A 16,041-nucleotide genomic window follows, 5' to 3' on the forward strand; every position below is an offset into this window, starting at 1 on the left:
ATTACCCGCCAGAGTGTCCGATTTGCGCGAGATTCCCGCACCTTAGAGATAAAGGGTTGCAGAATCGGGCAAATCTCCTCTTACTGCTAAGAATGAAGCGCGATATGGAAAGAACTCGGAAGGATGTTGCCGCCCATCGGGCGCGGCAGCTTGCGGCCGGCCGTATCGCACTCACCACGTATGTTTCGACTGATCTTCTCGCGCAAATCGACCAGATCAAGGAACAGCGGGGCGTGAATGGCCGCGCTCCGATCATCGAAGAAGCTTTGAGGTTCTATATCGAGAGCGCACAGAGGGTATGAAATGAAAAACCCCTAGCCGTTGGTCGCGGCAAGGGGTTTTCGGATTACGGAAACGGCCATGTTGGGACCGCCAGACAGCACCCAACATAGCCGGTTACAGCTAACCCTGCAAGATATGCGTCTTGCGGGAACGGTGAATCTTTGTCCGTGTTCCACTCGCGTCATGCCCTCTTGAACGGAGGACGAGAGGACAATGTTGAGGACGCAAATCGCGGCCGCGATTGGCTGCGCGCGCATTCATGCGCTTGATGAAATCATGAAACAGGTCTGGGCCCGCTACGGCGGGGGTCAGCTCACCGACGAGGAAGCCGGGCAGCTCTCCGCCCTCGCCCACGAGCGCCGGGCGATGTTGCAGGGATCGGGCAGGCAGGCGGCGTTTAGCCTGGTGCTTCCCCCCCCGGCCGAACGATGCCCGACGCCGGTTCGCCGGCGCAGCCATTTCAAGGGCCGATCCGAGGGCCAGATATGGCGGCCGACGACGCGCAAGGACGTGCAGGCGATCTTGAAGGCGGCGGAAATCTTCAACGAGGCCGGCTTGCACGAGAAGGGCGAGCGTAGCGGCCCGCTTGGATCGGTGGCACTGGACGTGCTGCGGCTGTTCGTCAATCTCATCGACTTCCGCACCGGCCGGCTTGAGCCGTCAATCACCACGATCATGGACCGCCTGGGCCGGTCACGCGATACCATTGTGCGGGCGCTGAAGAACCTGCGGGCGCATGGCTTCATCGACTGGCTGCGGCGCTACGAACCGACCGGGAACGAGGGGCGTGGCCCCCAGGTCCAGCAGGCCAGCAACGCCTATCGCTTGTCATTGCCGGAAAAGGCCCGGCAGTTCCTCGGGCGGCTCGGCAAGGCCCCTCCCCCGCCTGCGGATCACGGACAGGACCAGAGGGCTTGGAGCGAGCAAATTGACGCTTACAGGCAGGCCTTGCCCCTCGATGAGCGGACACAGCTCGACGTGGGCGATACGCCGGTTGGGGCGGCTCTTGTTGGCATGGCAAAAGCCTTGATGAAACGTGAGTCTGATAACCAGACTGAATCCCCCTCTAATTCTATTCTTTATGTAAAAACATAAGCGGTCGCCGCTGTTCGGGCCTCTTACGAGGCCCTGCGGCGGTTCCGGCCCGCATATAGGCGGGCCGGCGCGGCACCCTCAGAACTTCAAAACGCAACGCTTGCGTCTGCGGCCCACCTCGCATGGGCTTTCGAGAAGAAGAAGGCTGCAAGGGCAGCGCCTATTTACTCAAATGAGTGCTTGAGGTTAAAACCTGTTTACTCAAAAGCTCAAACCTGATATACTCATTTGAGTAAATACACATTTCATCAAAATTAGGAGCTTCGGCCGTGCATGTGATTGCCGTTTTAAACCAAAAGGGAGGGGCGGGGAAAACGACGATCGCCACCCACCTGGCCCGCGCCTTGCAGATCGGTGGCGCTGACGTGCTGCTGATCGATTCCGACCCACAGGGCAGCGCCCGCGATTGGGCCGCCGTGCGAGAGGACCAGCCCGTTTCCGTGGTCGGGCTGGACCGGCCGACGATCGAGCGCGATTTGAAGAATGTCGCCCGCAAGGATTTCGTCGTGATCGACGGAGCGCCACAGGCGGCCGACCTCGCCGTCTCTGCGATCAAGGCCGCGAATTTTATCCTGATCCCGGTGCAGCCCTCGCCCTACGATATTTGGGCCACGGCCGAGCTAGTCGATTTGGTCAAGCAGCGCATGGAGATCACAGACGGCAAGTTGCGCGCTGCGTTCGTCGTGTCCCGCGCCATCAAGGGAACGAGGATCGGCAACGAGATCACCGACGCCCTGAACGGTTACGGCCTGCCGATCTTGGCGACCCGGATCACGCAGCGCGTGAGTTATCCCGGCTCCGCTGCTGCAGGGTCAACCGTTCTCGATTTGGAACCGGATAGCGAAGCGGCCCGCGAAATGACGGCGCTTGCGAACGAAATCAAACAATTGTTCAATTGAGTAAATAAGGAAAGCATCAAATGAGTGAAGAAAAAAAGGGTATGCTCAGCGCCGGCCGGCCGAGCAACGTGCGGAAGGCCGCCACGCTCGCCAGCCTTTCCGATAAAGGCGGAACCGTGCGCGTGAATTTCGATCTGGACCGTGAGGAACACAAACGGCTCAAGCTCATGGCCGTTGAGCAGGGACGCACCATTTCCGAGATATTGCGGGAGATGATTACTCAATCACTTAAATGAGTGATTGAGGTGTGTGTAGGATAAGGCATTCCCGATCGTGCCTATTTGTGATAGTGTTTAATCCTACTAAGCGCGATCAAGTCAGGGAGATTCCCATGCGCAGCACGCAACAGTTCAGCGTCACGTTACCGAACGAAATGGCGCAGATGGTCAAGACTAAGGTTTCGTCGGGGGAGTATGCCAGCGAGAGCGAGGTTATACGCGACGGGTTGCGTGCCCTACAGGCGCGCGACAAGGCCCTTGAAACTTGGCTTCGCACGGAAGTTGCGACCGCCTATGACGAGCTGAAGGCAGACCCGTCGATAGGCCGCACCCCGGAACAGGTATTGGCCACTTTGAAGGCCGAAACCGAGCGCCAATTGAAAGTCCGCTAAGGCATGTCGCATCGCGTCATCTTCTCGCCGAGGGCGGAAGCGCAGCTTGTGAAGCTGCATAGTGATATTGGCGAGAAGGCCGCGCCGGAGGTTGGCGAGCGATATACTACCGCCATCGTGAAACATTGTCTCGGCTTCTCGACCTTCCCGCATCGAGGAACGCGCCACGACGATATAAGGCCAGGTCTGCGAACTGTAGGATACCGACGGCGCGTGACGATCGCGTTTGAGGTGACAAGCGACACCGTGAATATTCTTGGCGTCTATTACGGCGGTCAGGACTATGAGGCAGATTTGCGGGATAGTGAGCAATAGTTCACCTCGCCTAGAATCCCGATTGCGCATGGGTCCGTCAGTCACTCAATTGTGTATTTGAGTATATACTCAAACGCTCATTGCCTCAAACCCGCCCCCGGCCGTCCCTTCGGTCACTACGGCGCAATGGGGGAGCGCGTTCCCTACGGGCCGGCGGGGGGCTACCGTTGCGGGTGTGGCGATGTTGGTTTCTGTCATGGTTTCGCGGCGCGCGCCGCGCCGCCCCGGAGGCGAACGCGCCCCCATGTCGCGCTGTAGAGAGCCGGAGGGCCGCTCGTGACAAAGCCCCGGTGCGTCAGCGCCGGGACCGCTTTTCCCATCTGGCCGGTTCAGGACGCGGTTGTTTCAGCATTTCGCGTATCTCCGCCATTCCTTCTTCAAAAGGAAGGGCCGGCCGGGGATCATCGGCCGCCGCCTTGATGCTGCGCTTGAGCAGTTCGCGGCGCAGATCGGCATGGGGTTCCAGCTCCTTATGCTCGCCCAGGATCACGAACACGGCTTCGGACGGATCAAGGAACTTGCCCTGTTCAATCAGGTCGAGCAGCCACAGGGCCAGAGACGGCGGCAGATAGGCTTCAAACCGCAAACCGCCTTTTGCGACCTGGTTGCGGAGCCGGTTGGCTTGTTCGACGGCATGGGCTTTGTCGGCGGGATCGGGCCATTCGGATATATCAGGGTCGGTCATGGTTTCATCCTTCATGCCTGGTCGAACAGCCCCCGGAACTCGGCATCGGCATAATAGGCGAGCTTGCCGGCGACGATCGGCCGTTGCCCGGCGAGGAACAGCAATTCGAGGTTCTGCGGCAGGTTGCGGACCTCATCCGGGGTCAGCAGCGCGCGGGCTATATGTTGCTCGCCGTAGGTGATGCCGCTTTCCTCTGCATCGAGGGCGCGGCTCATGGTCTGGAACACGACGGTTTCCTGTCCGAGCAGATCGGAGACGAGGCGGGCGCTGTCATGATCATTGACGCCGAAGACCTGCAGGACGCCGGCGTTTGACAGGAAGGTTCCGGCGCGCTGTCCGTATGTGGCGCGGAGCTGGTGAACGTCCTGCAGGATGGGCCAGAGCTGGACGCCATATCCGGCCATGAGGCCCATTGCGCGCTCGACCGGGGCCAGATAGCCGAGGGCGGCGAACTCATCGAGCAGATAGAGGACCGGGGCGGCGGGCTTGGCCGGATCGCGGGCCATGTCGGTGAGGCTTTGCGCGACGAGCAGGCGCAGCCATCGGGAATAGGTCGAGAGACGATCGGGCGGCAGGACGAGGAACACCGTCCCGGTGCGCTTCTTCAGGTCCGCGAAGGCGAAATAGCTTTCATCCATGACCCTGTGCATTCGGGGTGAATCCAGAAAATGGGTATGGCGCTGTGCGGCCGAGAGAACGCCGGCTGCTTCCCGGTCAGACTTGCCGAGGTGGCGGTTTGCTGCGCGGGCGACCAGGCCGTTGGCGGCGGTTGACGCTTGCATGTCCTTCAGGAGTGCGACGAAGGCTTCCGGGGCGAGCGTCAGATATTCACGCAGCGTGCCGAGGTGACATCGGCTGGTCGGCTCGGCGGCGATGATCTTGAGGATCAGGCCGGCAATGAGCGCCTTGGCCTCCTCGTTCCAATGCGCCTCGCCGGCCGTGCCCGGTTCATCGAACACGAGGGCGTCGGCCAGGGTGCTTGCATCTTCGGCTACGTCGAGGCCGACGGGGTCGAGCCCTTCCAGCGGGTTGAAGGCGGCTGAGGGTTTGCCGGTGACGCCGAAGGGGTCGAGGATATAGACCGGGCCGAAGGTTGCACGGGCGCGGCCGGCGATCCTGGCATTCTCGCCCTTGGGGTCGATGCAGATCACGGAGCGGTCGGCGGTAAGCAGGTTTGGAATGATGGTGCCGACGCCTTTGCCGGTCCTGGTCGGTGCCATGGTCAACAGGTGGGCCGGACCGGCATAGCGCAGCAGCTTTTTTGTCTTGGGATCGCGGCCGATCAGCAGCCCGTTATCGGTGCGGGTGAGGGCGGCGGTTTCCTTGTTTGTGGCGAAGCGGGCTGATCCGTGGGTGTCGTTCTCCAGATTGCCAAAGTGGAAGATCAGGGGTTGTGTGAGGAAGTAGAAGGCGACGGCCAGCATGATGAGCAGCGTCACGAGATACCAGCCGATGAGGGGCATCGAGCCGGGGCCGAAGCCGTATTCCCGCAAGAGTGCCTGCCCGCCGAGGCCGACCACGAACAGGATAAGGAGCAGGACGAGGAAACCCTGAAACAGCGGTTTGGCGAGACGGAAGGGGGCGGCGAGCAGGGAGATGAAGGCCCATCGGGGATTCTGCGCGGCCTCACGCAGCATGTTCTTGAACGCGGCCCATGCAAGCGTCGTCTGACTCATGAAGCAGCTTCCCCAGCGTTCCCCGCCGCTTCTCCCCTGGGCGTGTTGGCGAGCAGATCGGCAAACAAAGCCTTGTCGCCGTCGCGCGTCAAAAAGTCGGGCAGCTCTTTGCGTAGCCAGTCGCCTAGCCGCCGTGTAAAATCTGGATCGTTCGAGTTTTCGAGCCGGTGCAGGACGAGCGCGCCGAGCAGCACCTTGCGGCGGGTATCGTTCGCCCGTTCCTGTTTCCCGAGCCGGGCCTTGAGGCTGGCGCGCTGCGCGTCCAGCTCGGCCAGCCGTTGTTCGATCGTCTTGCGAGCCATATGTCGTTTCCCTCCTATTTCGCGGGGCGGGCGGTTGATTCACCCTTGAGGCGAACCATGATGATTTTAGGGTTCTCGCCAATGCGCTCGACCTCGACAATGCCCGACGCCTCGACCAGATCGGAGAGACGGGGAAAGCCATAGTTGTGTTGGTTTTCACGCGGAACTGAGCCGGTTGGGGGCCTAATTTCCATCGAGAATTGAGCCATGTGAACCTACTCCCCCGCTATGAGCGATGGGAGCAACGGAGTGATCCACATGGGACTATTAAACATCATCCGCCGTATGGCACTGCGCGAGAGGAAATCGATACGCGAGATCAGCCGGCGTACCGGTCTTTCACGCAACACGATCACCAAATATCTGAACGCGGGAACGATTGAGCCGACATTTACAGTTCCAGAGCGACCAAGCAAACTGGATCCCTTTGCCGATAAGCTGTCGAGTTGGCTGAGAACCGAGGCGGGCAAATCACGCAAGCAGCGGCGAACGCTGAAGCAACTTCATGCCGATCTGGTTGTTCTCGGCTTCACGGGTTCCTATGGCCGGGTTGCGGCATTTGCTCGTGCGTGGCGGGCGGATCGGCAACGAGAGCAGCAAACGACGGGTCGCGGTATATTCGTTCCGCTGTCTTTCCGGCCAGGCGAAGCATTCCAATTCGATTGGAGTGAGGACTATGCCGTGATCGGCGGGGAACGCGTGAAGTTGCAGGTGGCGCACTTGAAGTTATCGCACAGCCGGGCGTTTCTTGTGCGGGCGTATCTGCTCCAGACACACGAGATGCTTTTCGATGCCCATTGGCACGGCTTCCGGGTGTTCGGCGGCGTGCCTGGTCGCGGCATTTACGACAACATGAAGACGGCGGTCGATCGCGTCGGTCGCGGCAAGGAGCGGCAGGTGAATATCCGCTTCCTGGCGATGACGAACCACTACGTCTTTGCGCCCGAGTTCTGCAATCCCGCCGCCGGCTGGGAGAAGGGACAGGTCGAGAAGAATGTTCAGGATTCTCGTCCGCGGCTGTGGCAACAGATGCCGGAATTCCCGGATCTGGCAACGTTGAATGCCTGGCTGGAACAGCGTTGCCAGGACCTGTGGCGGGAGACCCCGCATGGCAATTTGCCCGGTACGATCGCCGATGTCTGGGCTGATGAACGGGCAGTATTGATGGCATTGCCCACCGCTTTTGATGGCTTCGTCGAGCAATGCAAGCGCGTGTCGCCGACATGCCTGATCACCTTTGAACGGAACCGTTACAGTGTACCGGCATCTTTTGCGAACCGGCCAGTCAGCCTGCGGATTTATCCCGAGCGACTGGTCGTTGCAGCTGAGGGCAATATCCTGTGCGAACACGCGCGGATCATAGAACGCAGCCACGACAAACCAACGAGGACGATTTACAACTGGCGTCATTACCTTACAGTTATCCAGCGCAAGCCCGGTGCCTTGCGTAATGGAGCCCCCTTCCTGGAATTGCCACTGGCCTTTCGGCGCTTGCAAGACCAGATGCTTCGCCGCTCCGGCGGCGACCGCGAGATGGTCGATATCCTCGCGCTCGTGCTTCATCACGACGAACAGGTCGTCGTCAGGGCCGTTGAATTGGCTCTGGATCAAGGCGTGGCAACCAAAACCCATGTGCTGAATCTTCTTCACATGCTGATCGACGGCAAGACGACCGACGGACCGAACATCGATACGCCGCCAGCATTGGCCCTGGTGCGCGAGCCCGAGGCGAATGTCGAGCGCTATGATGGGCTGCGTGTCCGTATCGCGGGAGGTCGCCATGCGTCATGATCCCGCAAGTGCTGCCGTTGTCATCATGCTGCGAAGTCTGAAGATGCACGGCATGGCCCAAGCGGTCACGGACCTGATCGAGCAAGGCGCTCCCGCCTTCGACGCGGCCGTGCCGATCCTGTCCCAGTTGCTGAAAGCCGAAATGGCCGAGCGTGAGGTTCGCTCCATCGCCTATCACATGAAAGCCGCGCGCTTTCCCGCCTACAAGGATCTTTCCGGCTTCGACTTCGCAGCCAGCGAGATCAACGAGGCAACCGTGCGACAACTGCACCGATGCGAGTTCATGGACGGAGCGCAGAACATCGTACTTGTCGGCGGGCCGGGCACGGGTAAATCACACGTCGCGACCGCCCTTGGCGTCCAGGCGATCGAACATTACCGTCGAAAGGTCCGCTTCTTCTCGACTATTGAGTTGGTCAATGCGCTCGAGCAGGAAAAGGCCAGAGGAAAGGCAGGGCAGATCGCTGAGACACTGGTTCGCCTCGATCTCCTGATCCTTGATGAACTCGGATACCTTCCCTTCAGTGCTTCAGGAGGAGCGCTGCTCTTCCACCTGCTAAGCAAGCTCTATGAGCGCACAAGCGTCATCATCACCACCAACCTCAGCTTCAGCGAATGGGCGACCGTCTTCGGGGATGCCAAAATGACGACTGCGCTGCTCGATCGCCTGACCCACCGATGCCATATCCTGGAAACTGGAAACGACAGTTTCCGCTTCAAGGCCAGCGCGGCTGCAACACAAATCAAGAGAGGAGAAAATGCCAATCCCTTGACCAAACCATGATCTGAAAACCATACTCAAAGGTGGCTCACTTCTCGGTGAAAAAACCGGCTCAGTTCCGCGTGAAAACCAACAGTCAAAGCGTCTTCGAATTCAACTCGCCTCCGTTTTCAGGCCCGCGCCTAACGAATACTACGCTTAGATCTCGGCAGGCTCATCGCCACTCATGACGGGTGTCGACATGTGTGGACGATGAGAGGGCTGCGCTATTCAGTTAACGATGCGAGATGTCGATAGGAATGAGTGCATCCAGGCGGCTTAGGTTCTTTGAGAAACCCTCTTTTGCAGCTTTCCTGCCGTCACTGCCCCCGCACCCGGATATCGTCGAACTGCACGCATTCCAGTATTCGCACAGCGCTCGGCAGACATGGTAAGCAGATCGCACTTTGTCGCCCAAGGCCTAGCTCTGCGCTGTAATTTCCTCGACATAAGCGTCGACAATCACCGCGACCTCATCGGCCGGCCTGAAGAACGGCAGCCAATGTTCGTCAGACCCACTCGCGACCCACGCCGTTACCATCTCGAACAACCGAACCGGCATCGTAAAGTTAACGGAACTTTGGGCTTGATAGGCGATGAAGAGGCATGACAGACCGTGATCCGCTCTACCGTCGTCACCGCTTTCCCGCTGAAATCATTGCCCACGCGGTGTGGCTCTATTTCCGTTTTCCCCTGAGCCTGCGGATGGTCGAAGACATGCTGGCCGCTCGTGGCATCATTGTCTCGCATCAAACGATCCGGCTGTGGGCAGAGAAATTCGGACGAACTTTCGCCAACCAAATCCGTCAACGTTCGCGCGGCCGACTCGGCGATAAATGGCATCTCGATGAGGTCGTTATTTCGATCCGGGGCAAGAAGCATTGGCTATGGCGCGCCGTGGATCAGGACGGTTTTGTCTTGGAGGTTCTGGTGCAAAGCCGCCGCGACGCCAAGGCGGCCAAGCGCCTGATGCGCAAGCTTTTGAAAGGCCAGGGACGATCGCCGCGCGTGATGATCACCGACAAGCTTCGCTCCTGTGGCGCCGCAAAGCAGGAAATCATGCCCGGTGTCGAGCACCGCTCCCATAAAGGCCTGAACAATCGGGCGGAGAATTCCCACCAGCCGATCCGACGGCGAGAGCGGATCATGAAGCGCTTCAAGTCAAAGCGACATCTGCAACTCTTCGTTTCCATCCATGATCCGATTGCCAACCTCTTCCACATCCCGCGCCACGACATTCCCTCCAGCCATCATCGCGAACTGCGCACAGCGGCGATGAACCTATGGGCGAAGATCGCTCGCGCATGAGCAGTGCACGTGGCGGGCGTCACGCTTTTGCTTCGCTGAAGTTAACTTTACGATGCGGCTGTGACGACAAGATCGCCACGGCATAGCATCATTCGTGGATTTCAGTTATTGCAGTTAATCGCCTGACCCACTATATTGCGGCCAAGGAGACCGCACCATGGCCAGCCAGCTCATTCATTTCGCCGGATTGTCGGATCGGGACCGCAGAATAGCCTCGCCCCTACCGAAGCTCGCTGCAGGCGACAGGCTGGAGCTTCACGTCCATCATGAGGGCGGCCGCGAACAAAAGCTCTCGATTCCGCCCTCGGCTGCTGCCGCGGTTGAAGCCCTCCTAGCGCACATGCTGCGCGGAGAGCGTGTTGCTGTCCTGGCCGAGGACCAGGAACTGAGCCCAACCGAGGCATCCGCGATCCTGGGCATCTCCCGTCCCCTCGTCGTCCTGCGGATGGACCGGGGCGATCTGCCGTTCCGTTACGTGGGCAAGCATCGCCGCGCCCTTTTGAAGGACGTACTCGCGCTGAAATCCAGGCTCGACACCCGCCAGGCCGCGATGGATGCGCTTGCCGACGACACAGAGGACCTCATTCAGACCCATGGCCTCTAAACCGCCCGTCGCGGTCTATGATGCCTGCGTCCTCTATCCCTTCTATCTACGCAACGTCCTGATCCAGTGCGCCTTCGACGGTCTCGTGGAGGCACGCTGGACGGACGACATTCATCACGAGTGGATTCGCAATCTTGCAGCCAACACGCAGGCATTGCCCGTCGAACGCCTGATAGCCACGCGAAACAGGATGAAGGCCGTCTTGCCAGATGCGGACGTCTCCGACTATCACAGCTTGATCCAGGACCTCCACCTACCCGACCCTGACGACCGGCACGTTCTGGCAGCCGCCATCGCTGGGAAAGCCTCCCTTATCGTCACTTGGAATCTCAGGGACTTTCCGGCGAGAGACCTTGCTTCTTACGGTGTAGCCAGCCAGTCTCCGGATGATTTCCTCATCGGCCTGCATGAGGCGTTTCCCGAGGCGCTGATATCCAGCATCAAACGAGCCCGGCACAATCTCCGCAAGACAATGCCGTCCGTCGAAGCCTTCATCGACGGACTTCAACAAAGTGGCCTGAAGGCGTTTCCGGCGCTGCTTCGCCATAATATCGACGCGCTGGCCTGAACCGATGCGGCCATAAAAGCGCATGACACGAAGACTCTTCGCGCACCTAATCATAATCTATTCTTCCTCGCCCTCGACTGCCACCAAGGCTTCCTCCTGCACGCCCTTGCGACTGAGCAGCCCCGCATCCTCCAGCGCCTCGATGTCGGGCAGGTCGCGCAGCGTCTGCAGGCCGAAGGCGGAGAGGAAGTTCTTCGTCGTGACATAGGTATAGGGCGCGCCCGGCGTCGGACTGCGCGGGCCAGAGGCGAGGAAATTGGCGTTGCGCAGGCTGGCGATCGTGTCGCGGCTGACTTCCTTCCCGAAGATTTTCGACAGGTCGCTGCGGGTGATCGGCTGGAAATACGCGATCGCCTGCAAATTCCGAGGCAATCCGCCCCCTGATTCCGAAATGATCTCGCCCCCCAGTTCCGAGAATTAGTCGCCCCCTTGTTCCGAGATGATGCTGCCCCCTTCGGAGGGGGTGTGGCGTGGGTGTTCTGCCGGTGTGAAGTTCCTTCCGTCGATGGTGATGGGGAAGGAACGGGATGCCTGCGGAGAGACTGGAGATGCGGCGTGTCCGCGAGATACTGAGATATCGGGCCGAGCAAGGACTGGGCCATAAATCAATTGCGGTTCGGGTCGGGGCAGCGCCGTCGACGGTGCGCGAGACGCTGCGGCGGGCGACGGCTGCAGGGCTTTCGTGGCCGTTGGACGACGACATGAGCGATGACGTTTTGGAAGCGGCGCTCTACAAGGCGGCCGGGACGAAGACGGGTCATCGCCGGGCCCCCGAGCCGGACTGGGCTGAGGTGCATCGCGAGCTCAAACGCAAGCATGTGACGCTGCAAATTCTCTGGGACGAGTATATCGGCCGTTATCCGGATGGCTATCGCTACAGCCGGTATTGTGACCTTTACCGCGGCTGGGCGATGAAGCTGCCTGTGACGATGCGGCAGGAGCATGCGAGCGGCGACAAGCTGTTCGTCGATTATGCCGGCGACACGGTGACGGTCGTCGTCGACCGGCTGTCGGGCAAGACGCGGCAGGCACACCTGTTCGTGGCGGTCCTGGGAGCGTCCAGCCTTTCGTTCGCGCAGGCGCGCTGGACCGAGACGCTTCCGGACTGGATCGAATGCCATGTTCAGGCGCTGGAGTTCTTCGGCGGTTCGCCAGCGCTTCTTGTGCCCGACAATGCCAAGGTGGCGATCATCAAGGCGTGCCACTTCGATCCTCAGGTCAACAGGACCTATTGCGCCATGGCGGCGCACTATAGGAGCGCCGTTCTTCCGACACGGCCGCGGCGGCCGCGCGACAAGGCGAAAGTGGAGGCCGCGGTTCGTATCGTCGAGCGCTGGCTGTTGGGACGGCTGCGCCATCGCGTCTTTTACAGTCTCGCCGAGGTCAATGCGGCGATCATGGAATTGCTCCGTGACCTCAACGACATCAGGGTCTTGCGTCGGGTCAATTGCACGCGGCGTCAATTGTTCGAGGAACTCGATCGTCCGGCTCTGCGGCCCTTGCCTGTCGAGCGCTATGTCTTCGCCGAATGGCGTATCCGGCGTGCCGGGCTGGATTACCACGTCGAGATCGAACGGCATTATTACTCGGTTCCCTATCGCTTTGCCCGCGAGCAGGTTGAGGCGCGTATCACCGCCAATACGATCGAGATATTCCATAAGGGCGAGCGGATCGCCGCGCACCGCCGCTCGAGTGGCAACGGCAAGCACACGACCATCCCCGATCATATGCCCTCGGCGCATCGTCGTTTTGCCGACTGGACGATCGAACGCATTCGACGCGAAGCCTCCGCCATGGGGCCGGATGTCGACCTCTTGTGCGAGCGCATCCTTGCCGACCGGCCGCATCCCGAGCAGGGCTTTCGCGCCTGCCTCGGGATTGTCCGCCTCGGCAGGAGCTTCGGCCGCGACAGGGTCAATGCCGCCTGCGCCCGAGCGCTGGAGATCGGGGCCCGGACCTATGGTTCGGTGCGATCCATCCTCGACAACCACCTCGACCGGACGGCGAGTTCGAATGGAGCCGCATCGCACGAACCGATCCACCACGAGAACATCCGCGGACCTCGCTATTACCACTAAGGAGAACGAAGAATGCTTGCTCATCCAACACTTGATCGACTGAACGCCATGGGCCTGGCCGGCATGGCCAAAGCCTTCGGCGAACTCGTCGCCAACGGCGAGGCCGAACATCTCTCGCATGCCGAATGGCTCGGATTGCTGCTCGAGCGGGAATGGAGTTCCCGTTACGACCGCAAACTTGCGGCGCGTCTCAGGTTCGCCAAGCTTCGTCATCAGGCGACCCCGGAAGATGTCGATTATCGCGCCGAACGCGGCCTCGACCGTGCGCTCTTCATGAAGCTGCTCGGGGGCGACTGGATCGGTGCTCACGACAATCTGGCCATATGCGGCCCCTCAGGCGTCGGGAAGAGCTGGTTGGCATGTGCCCTTGGCCATAAGGCTTGCCGCGACGACCGTTCCGTTCTCTATCAGCGTGTCCCTCGGCTCTTTGCACAGCTCGCGCTCGCCCGCGGTGACGGCAGATACGCCAGGCTGCAATGCACCCTGGGCCATGTTCAGGTCCTGATCCTGGACGACTGGGGTCTTGAGCCGCTCAACGAACAGGCCCGTCACGATCTTTTGGAAATCCTTGAGGACCGCTACGGCCGCCGATCGACGATCATTACCAGCCAGCTCCCCGTATCCGCCTGGCACGGTGTCATCGGTGACCCCACCTACGCCGACGCCATCCTGGATCGCCTCGTCCACAATGCCCACCGCATCGAACTCAGCGGGGAAAGCCTACGACGAAATCTGCCGCGCAAAGCTTGACACATTACTCGAACGAACTGACAACAATTACTGCCTGCAGACCCCGATGAAACAGGGGGCGAGATCATCCCGGAATCCGGGGGCGCAATCAGGGCGTGTCGCAAATTCTTTTGGTTAACTAGCTGTTGACCACGACGGTGGAATTTCCGCTCCCGATGTAGCGGAGCGTAGCCATGATTCTGAATGCCATTGCCGAAAAGCTGAAGCGCCAGTCGAAGGACGATTTCAAAGGGCGGCATTTCGAGGCATGGCTGATCGTGCAGGCAGTGACATGGTATCTACGGTATCCGCTCAGCTACAGAGATCTCGAGGAGATGTTCCGCGAGCGCGGCTTTGAGGTCGACCACAGCACCATCAATCGGTGGGTCCTTGCCTATGCACCTGTCATCGAGAAGCGGCTTCGCCAGTTTCGCCGACCGCATTGTGGCTCAGTCAGGATTGACGAGACCTACGTTAAGATCCGGGGCAAGTGGCGATACCTGTACCGCGCCATCGACAAGCACGGAAACCCGATCGACTTCTTGCTCACCGCTAAGCGCGATCTCGACGCCGCCAAGCGCTTCTTCCGTAAGATGCTCAAGGATGAGCCGCTACTATCGCCGGATAAGATCGGCACCGATGGCGCCAACACGTTTCCTTCAACGATCAAGACAGCTGTCGAGGACGGGCTCCTGCATCCAGGCCCGGTACATTATGTCACCAAACATCTCCAACAAGGCATCGAGAGCGATCACTTCCGAGTGAAGAAGAACATGCCCAAGATCGGCGGCTTCCAGTCCTTCAAAACGGCGCGCCGGACGATCGCCGGATTCGAAGCGATGTTGTGGCTGCGGAAAGGCTTCGGCTTTTCCGGCGAGTGGACCGTCAACGATCAGAATGATCTGCTCGGGCGCCTCTTCGGACTTCAAAAGGTTAACAAAGCGTAAAAGCTGGGTGATTATCGGCTCAACGCGTCCTATCGCCGGCTTTGCGACACGCCCCCCTCAGCTGTTTCTGAACCTCCCGCACGGAACGAGTGATGCGGGCGGTTGCCTGATTGTCGGCCCGTCGCGTCAGGACGCCCATGAGTTTCTTAAACATGTCGATGGCGCCGTCGGTCAGATGGCGGGAAAGGTGCAGTACCGTCGCGGCCAACACGGCATGCCGGCGTTCGGGGTTGAGATCGCGTAGATGCTGCGCGCTCATTCGCATCCCCTCTGCGGCCAATTCATCAAAGACCTTGGCCGGAATGCGCTCCATCAACGTCGCCGGTAGGTTCAGGGACCGAAGAAAGCGAATGCGCTCGGCTATCCTGTCGAGGTTGACGGCGGCTGGCGACAATGCCGGTGTCCTGGCCCAAGCGAGGACGGTGACGCTTGTCCCGTCACGCGCGTCGAGAAGTTTGTCCAAATCGAGCTTGTGAGCCTCCGACAAGCCGCTCGCCAGCGCCCGATGGGCTATGCGAATCCCGCGCCGGATTGCCAAATGAAGGATGGCTTCGAGCGCCGCGCGCGCCGGAAGAAGAATTCGCCGGCGCCGCAATTCCTCCACCACCATATCCGCTAGAGCATCGGCCTGGCGCAGCGTTTGCGCGGCAGGCGTCAGCCAGCCGGTAAGCGCTTTCACGTCCGCGGGCACAAAAGGACGCATCTTCATCCTGTCGAAAAGCAGGGCGAGATGCTCACGCCGGGTCTGTGGGCGCTCGAAATAAGGATCGATCTCGCGGTGATCGACGCCAATCTGCCCTGCCAGAAACCGCAAAACGCCAAACGGCAAGACCTCGCCATCCGCAAGCGGCCGGCCGGGATATCGCAGCAAGGCTATGACACAGGCAAGGCCCAACCTGTTCGAGGCCTTGTTCTGCCGCATGATCAGGTCGAGATCCGGCCGGTCCAGCGTGTAATGTTTGGCGATCTCTCTTTCGTCCTGCGGGATGGTTGTCGCCTGTTGCCACCATATCTCGCTCAGCAATGCTCTTCTGGCCATTGTCTCGGCTTCCAGTTTCGTTGCGGAAACCGCAGCGAACTGGAAAACACATGTCCGACAAACGACCGTTTCGCGACATCCACAGTTTTTGTCCGCAAACCTTGTTCTTGAACGGCAAATCGGACACTGTCCGAGTTCAACGAGAAAACGGACAACCACGTCTCATGAGCTCTATCGGCTATGCAAGGGTCTCCACCGGGGACCAGGACACCGCCCTGCAACTCGACGCTTTGCGCAAAGCAGGTTGTGAAAGGCTGTTCGAGGATAAGGCATCCGGCGTGAAGACTGACCGGCCCGGATTCGCCCCTGAACATTAAAGGGGCACAGATATACGGTAGGCGGTTCAGACCGAG

General features: G+C 60.1%; 21 protein-coding genes. 15 read left to right on the plus strand and 6 right to left on the minus strand.

Going from position 1 to position 16,041, the window contains the following annotated elements; translation table 11 throughout:
• Window positions 1-104 precede the first annotated feature (104 nt).
• From BGP85_RS22300 to BGP85_RS22325, 6 genes are all read left to right on the plus strand, one after another.
• Window positions 105-302: a ribbon-helix-helix protein, CopG family gene (locus tag BGP85_RS22300; RefSeq protein ID WP_103466562.1), complete on the plus strand. Its 198-nt coding sequence runs from the start codon at window positions 105-107 to the stop codon at window positions 300-302.
• Between the two features lie 193 nt (window positions 303-495).
• Window positions 496-1,377, plus strand: a complete 882-nt coding sequence (locus BGP85_RS22305; RefSeq protein WP_103466564.1) for a helix-turn-helix domain-containing protein — start codon at window positions 496-498, stop codon at window positions 1,375-1,377.
• A gap of 269 nt (window positions 1,378-1,646) precedes the next feature.
• Window positions 1,647-2,276, plus strand: a complete 630-nt coding sequence (gene parA / locus BGP85_RS22310; RefSeq protein WP_103466565.1) for a ParA family partition ATPase — start codon at window positions 1,647-1,649, stop codon at window positions 2,274-2,276.
• Between the two features lie 20 nt (window positions 2,277-2,296).
• Window positions 2,297-2,512: a plasmid partition protein ParG gene (locus BGP85_RS22315; protein ID WP_103466567.1), complete on the plus strand. Its 216-nt coding sequence runs from the start codon at window positions 2,297-2,299 to the stop codon at window positions 2,510-2,512.
• 95 nt (window positions 2,513-2,607) lie between these two features.
• Window positions 2,608-2,886 carry a type II toxin-antitoxin system ParD family antitoxin gene (locus BGP85_RS22320; protein ID WP_103466569.1) on the plus strand — a complete coding sequence of 93 codons (279 nt, stop codon included), beginning with the start codon at window positions 2,608-2,610 and terminating at the stop codon, window positions 2,884-2,886.
• A gap of 3 nt (window positions 2,887-2,889) precedes the next feature.
• On the plus strand, window positions 2,890-3,201 hold the full coding sequence (locus tag BGP85_RS22325) for a type II toxin-antitoxin system RelE/ParE family toxin (protein ID WP_103466571.1): 312 nt from the start codon (window positions 2,890-2,892) through the stop codon (window positions 3,199-3,201).
• Window positions 3,202-3,496: 295 nt separating this feature from the next.
• Here BGP85_RS22325 and BGP85_RS22330 read toward each other — a convergent pair whose 3' ends face one another.
• Genes BGP85_RS22330 through BGP85_RS22345 form a run of 4 tightly spaced genes read right to left on the minus strand, consistent with a single transcriptional unit; the run spans window position 3,497 to window position 6,073 of the window.
• On the minus strand, window positions 3,497-3,886 hold the full coding sequence (locus BGP85_RS22330; protein ID WP_103466573.1) for a hypothetical protein: 390 nt from the start codon (window positions 3,884-3,886) through the stop codon (window positions 3,497-3,499).
• An 11-nt stretch (window positions 3,887-3,897) separates the two neighbouring features.
• Entirely contained in the window at window positions 3,898-5,562 is a 1,665-nt protein-coding gene (locus tag BGP85_RS22335) for a type IV secretory system conjugative DNA transfer family protein (RefSeq protein ID WP_103466575.1), read from the minus strand.
• Window positions 5,559-5,864 carry a mobilization protein gene (locus BGP85_RS22340; protein WP_103466577.1) on the minus strand — a complete coding sequence of 102 codons (306 nt, stop codon included), beginning with the start codon at window positions 5,862-5,864 and terminating at the stop codon, window positions 5,559-5,561. The genes BGP85_RS22335 and BGP85_RS22340 overlap by 4 nt, the downstream gene beginning before the upstream one ends.
• A gap of 14 nt (window positions 5,865-5,878) precedes the next feature.
• Window positions 5,879-6,073, minus strand: a complete 195-nt coding sequence (locus BGP85_RS22345) for an OST-HTH/LOTUS domain-containing protein (RefSeq protein WP_103466579.1) — start codon at window positions 6,071-6,073, stop codon at window positions 5,879-5,881.
• A 49-nt stretch (window positions 6,074-6,122) separates the two neighbouring features.
• Between BGP85_RS22345 and istA (BGP85_RS22350) the strand changes: the two genes are divergently transcribed.
• From istA (BGP85_RS22350) to BGP85_RS22370, 5 genes are all read left to right on the plus strand, one after another.
• On the plus strand, window positions 6,123-7,655 hold the full coding sequence (gene istA / locus BGP85_RS22350; protein WP_103466581.1) for an IS21 family transposase: 1,533 nt from the start codon (window positions 6,123-6,125) through the stop codon (window positions 7,653-7,655).
• Window positions 7,645-8,439: an IS21-like element helper ATPase IstB gene (gene istB, locus BGP85_RS22355; RefSeq protein ID WP_103466583.1), complete on the plus strand. Its 795-nt coding sequence runs from the start codon at window positions 7,645-7,647 to the stop codon at window positions 8,437-8,439. The genes istA (BGP85_RS22350) and istB (BGP85_RS22355) overlap by 11 nt, the downstream gene beginning before the upstream one ends.
• A 582-nt stretch (window positions 8,440-9,021) precedes the next feature.
• Window positions 9,022-9,723 carry an IS6 family transposase gene (locus BGP85_RS22360; RefSeq protein ID WP_103466585.1) on the plus strand — a complete coding sequence of 234 codons (702 nt, stop codon included), beginning with the start codon at window positions 9,022-9,024 and terminating at the stop codon, window positions 9,721-9,723.
• A gap of 157 nt (window positions 9,724-9,880) precedes the next feature.
• Window positions 9,881-10,327, plus strand: coding sequence for an excisionase (locus BGP85_RS22365; protein WP_103466587.1), 447 nt, complete (start codon window positions 9,881-9,883; stop codon window positions 10,325-10,327).
• Window positions 10,317-10,895 (plus strand): PIN domain-containing protein, encoded by a 579-nt coding sequence (locus BGP85_RS22370; protein ID WP_103466589.1) that lies wholly within the window; start codon window positions 10,317-10,319, stop codon window positions 10,893-10,895. The genes BGP85_RS22365 and BGP85_RS22370 overlap by 11 nt, the downstream gene beginning before the upstream one ends.
• A gap of 57 nt (window positions 10,896-10,952) precedes the next feature.
• Here the strand turns inward: BGP85_RS22370 and scpB are convergent, their stop codons facing one another.
• Complete coding sequence (gene scpB / locus BGP85_RS22375) at window positions 10,953-11,267, minus strand: SMC-Scp complex subunit ScpB (protein WP_219827765.1); 315 nt, start codon at window positions 11,265-11,267, stop codon at window positions 10,953-10,955.
• Between the two features lie 176 nt (window positions 11,268-11,443).
• Here scpB and istA (BGP85_RS22380) point away from each other — a divergent pair, with 176 nt between their 5' ends.
• From istA (BGP85_RS22380) to BGP85_RS22390, 3 genes are all read left to right on the plus strand, one after another.
• On the plus strand, window positions 11,444-12,973 hold the full coding sequence (gene istA / locus BGP85_RS22380) for an IS21 family transposase (protein ID WP_103466597.1): 1,530 nt from the start codon (window positions 11,444-11,446) through the stop codon (window positions 12,971-12,973).
• A 12-nt stretch (window positions 12,974-12,985) separates the two neighbouring features.
• On the plus strand, window positions 12,986-13,723 hold the full coding sequence (gene istB / locus BGP85_RS22385; protein ID WP_103466593.1) for an IS21-like element helper ATPase IstB: 738 nt from the start codon (window positions 12,986-12,988) through the stop codon (window positions 13,721-13,723).
• A 173-nt stretch (window positions 13,724-13,896) separates the two neighbouring features.
• The gene (locus BGP85_RS22390; protein ID WP_103466595.1) at window positions 13,897-14,649 is read left to right on the plus strand and encodes an IS6 family transposase; all 753 of its coding nucleotides are present in this window, start codon (window positions 13,897-13,899) and stop codon (window positions 14,647-14,649) included.
• Between the two features lie 19 nt (window positions 14,650-14,668).
• Here BGP85_RS22390 and BGP85_RS22395 read toward each other — a convergent pair whose 3' ends face one another.
• Window positions 14,669-15,688: a DUF4158 domain-containing protein gene (locus BGP85_RS22395; RefSeq protein ID WP_219827766.1), complete on the minus strand. Its 1,020-nt coding sequence runs from the start codon at window positions 15,686-15,688 to the stop codon at window positions 14,669-14,671.
• Between the two features lie 50 nt (window positions 15,689-15,738).
• Between BGP85_RS22395 and BGP85_RS29840 the strand changes: the two genes are divergently transcribed.
• The gene (locus tag BGP85_RS29840) at window positions 15,739-16,005 is read left to right on the plus strand and encodes a recombinase family protein (protein ID WP_445482630.1); all 267 of its coding nucleotides are present in this window, start codon (window positions 15,739-15,741) and stop codon (window positions 16,003-16,005) included.
• The last annotated feature ends 36 nt before the right edge of the window (window positions 16,006-16,041 follow it).

The sequence above is a fragment of the Pseudomonas putida genome (assembly GCF_002906855.1).
GTDB classification, from domain to species: Bacteria; Pseudomonadota; Gammaproteobacteria; order Pseudomonadales; family Pseudomonadaceae; genus Aquipseudomonas; species Aquipseudomonas putida_N.